The sequence below is a fragment of the Acinetobacter pittii ATCC 19004 = CIP 70.29 genome (genome assembly GCF_000369045.1).
Lineage (GTDB): Bacteria > Pseudomonadota > Gammaproteobacteria > Pseudomonadales > Moraxellaceae > Acinetobacter > Acinetobacter pittii.
Window position 1 is genome coordinate 1 of the sequence record NZ_KB849791.1, and the last position, 2862, is coordinate 2862.

Annotated in this window: 2 protein-coding genes and 2 tRNA genes; all 4 read right to left on the reverse strand. The window is 38.7% G+C overall.

The features are described 5' to 3' along the window. Nucleotides 1–19: 19 nt before the first annotated feature. The 4 genes from F928_RS16315 to F928_RS16330 all read right to left on the reverse strand — a co-directional run bounded on the left by F928_RS16315 (nucleotide 20) and on the right by F928_RS16330 (nucleotide 2862). A tRNA-Glu gene (locus F928_RS16315) sits at nucleotides 20–95 on the reverse strand. Nucleotides 96–216: 121 nt separating this feature from the next. Beyond that, complete coding sequence (locus F928_RS16320) at nucleotides 217–1116, reverse strand: PGAP1-like alpha/beta domain-containing protein (protein WP_002117099.1); 900 nt, start codon at nucleotides 1114–1116, stop codon at nucleotides 217–219. 120 nt (nucleotides 1117–1236) lie between these two features. Then, nucleotides 1237–2658 carry an amino acid permease gene (locus tag F928_RS16325; RefSeq protein WP_002116873.1) on the reverse strand — a complete coding sequence of 474 codons (1422 nt, stop codon included), beginning with the start codon at nucleotides 2656–2658 and terminating at the stop codon, nucleotides 1237–1239. A gap of 128 nt (nucleotides 2659–2786) precedes the next feature. Further along, a tRNA-Glu gene (locus F928_RS16330) sits at nucleotides 2787–2862 on the reverse strand.

Sequence of the window (2862 nt, forward strand, 5' to 3'; positions counted from 1 at the left end):
CATACATCTGAAAAAATATTGGCGTCCCTACGGGGATTCGAACCCCGGTTACCGCCGTGAAAGGGCGATGTCCTAGGCCTCTAGACGATAGGGACGTTTCAGAGGTGGGCGTATATTAGGTCGATTTAATAAAAGTGTCAAATAGTTTTCTGAAGAAATATTAAAAAAAACAGTCAAGCGATTAAAAATAACTCAAATTGTAGAAAATATATACATTTAGCCTTCATTTTTCTGAAAAGGCTCAATAATTGCCTTTATGACCGACGGATGTTGTAGATACCCTAAAATCTCATGAGGCTGGTTGGCGAAAGTATAAATTTTCTGATTAATAATGGCAGGTTCAAAATTAAATGGGGCTTCGCACAATGGAAAAGCAGTTAAAAAATCATCTTGAGAGTAAAAATTAAACCAATCACCGTAAATACATGGCGGTCTAGAAATTGGACTCGGGAGCTTACTTTGAATTACGCGAAAAGATAAAGGAGAAGCTAAGGTGACAAAACGCTTAACTGAGAATTGATAAGAGGGATCTGATAATAATTGGAAAGCAATAACTGAACCGAGAGAGTGTCCGACCACAATATAATCTTCGTCTTCTCGCATTTTCTTTAAAATTCTTTGATGTACTTCCTCCATAAACTCTGGATTAGATAGATACATATAGGTTTCGATGAGGAATTGTTGAATCAAACTTTCATGCAGTTTAGGAAAGTTATTTAATAAAACAACTAGTTCTTTCAGTACACGATCTTTAACTAATTGAGAAGTGAGATAAAGCCGTTCTGAGAAGCTTTTATCAGTTTGATCGGTTGAGGGGCGTAACAACGGAACAAATGGAGTGTGCTCTCTAGTAGGAGGATTACTTGGGTGTACGTTAATAGGGAAATAATTATTAAAAAATGATTTAGGTAATAACGTGTTAAGGTCTAATTGGTTACTTAACTGGTATTTGGTCATTAAGTCGCCATAAAATGGCATGTGAATATGAAGATCGCGGACATTAACTCTGCAAGGCATTTGTTTTAGGCCAAGCTTAAACACTTTTAACCAATGCTCTTTCAAGCGGTGTGCTGTGTAGTTTTGTTGATTCATCCCGTGGATAAATATAATTTTCATTCTATACAAGATTTTGTTTTTAATATAAATTTTAATCTACAACGGTATGTTGTTTAAAACCAGTATATAGACAAAAAAAAGTGTAGCTTTTTGCTACACTTTAATTGAATAACGACGGGTTTAGTCTTTATTACGATAAAAAATAAAATAACTGACATAACATAAAGCTGTAAAAATAAGACAGCCTACAAAACCAGCGTGCATTTCAGGGTCTGCTGCCATACTCAAACAAGTAATAAAACAGAAAACAAAACCTAAAATTGGCACAATAGGGAATAAAGGCGCAGCATATTGTAAGTCTTTAACTGTATGTCCTGATCTATACCATTGGCGGCGGAAGTTGAACTGACTTAAACAAATGCTCATCCATACAATGACCATGGTAAAAGCCGCTACACCAAGCAGATTCTTAAAAATAGTCTCAGGTGCAAATTGCTCTGATAATAAACCTGGAATTGCACCGAACATGGTTACAACTAGAGCTACGATTGGTGTTCCACTTTTTGATAAAGTCGCAAACACACTAGGTAGCAATTTTTGTTCTGACAGCGACCACATCATACGTGAAGCTGCATATAGGCCAGAATTGGCTGCTGAAAGCAGAGCTGTGATAATTACAAACCTAATAATGTCATCCGCATATGGAATGCCAATATAATTGAATACGGTTACGAAAGGACTGCTACTTACACCATCACCGCCTAGACCTGCGAGTTGGAATGGGAGTAAGGCACTAATGACAATGATGGTACCCACAAAGAAAATAAGTAGACGCCAGATCGCGGCATTAATCGCTTTTGGTACATTTTGAGCCGGATCTTTTGTTTCGCCAGCTGCTACACCAATTAATTCGGTTCCTGAGAAAGCAAAGTTAACAATCAGCATGGTCGTAAAAATAGGAATTAAACCATGAGGGAACCAGCCTTGAGCCGTAAGATTGCTAAAGAGTGGAGCAGTTTGCGCACCATGGAATGGAATTAAACCAAAAATTGCTAATAGGCCGAGCACGATAAAGGCAATGACAGTAACGACTTTAACAAGAGCCAGCCAAAACTCAGATTCAGCAAAAATACGCGTTGAACTAATATTTAAGCCAAAGATAGTAACTGCAAAAATAATTGTCCAAATCCACATAGAAATCTGTGGAAACCATTCTTGCATGAGTAGGGCAGCGGCAGTGAATTCGGTTCCAAGCGTTGCAGTCCATGTGAGCCAGTACATCCAAGAAATCATATAGCCAGTACTTGGACTGATATATTTTTTGGCATAGGCACCAAAAGAACCTGAAACAGGCATGTGTACAGCGAGTTCTCCTAGGCAAAGCATGACCATGTAAGCGATCGCGCCACCAAGAATATAGGCAATAATTGCGCCAATAGCTCCAGTTTGTGAAATGACTTCCCCTGAACCTAAAAATAGACCAGTTCCGATCGCTCCGCCCAGTGATAACATCACAAGATGGCGAGTGCTCATGGCTCTTTTTAAAGGTGCAGTACTGTTCTGATGCTGATGAGCATCTAGTTGATTGTCAGATGGCTGCATATTACACATTGAGAGAATTAAGAAAGACGCTATTTTAGATAAAATAGACAAATGTGCAATCTAGAAAGAGATAAAGAATAAACAGTAAGGTGACGATAGAGTCTTTTTATAATTTTTAAAGCAGAATATGGCGTCCCTACGGGGATTCGAACCCCGGTTACCGCCGTGAAAGGGCGATGTCCTAGGCCTCTAGACGATAGGGAC

Excerpts from the sequence above, each read along its gene's own strand:
- F928_RS16325 (WP_002116873.1), bottom strand. The coding sequence starts at position 2,658 with ATGCAGCCATCTGACAATCAACTAGATGCTCATCAGCATCAGAACAGT.
- F928_RS16320 (WP_002117099.1), bottom strand. The coding sequence starts at position 1,116 with ATGAAAATTATATTTATCCACGGGATGAATCAACAAAACTACACAGCA.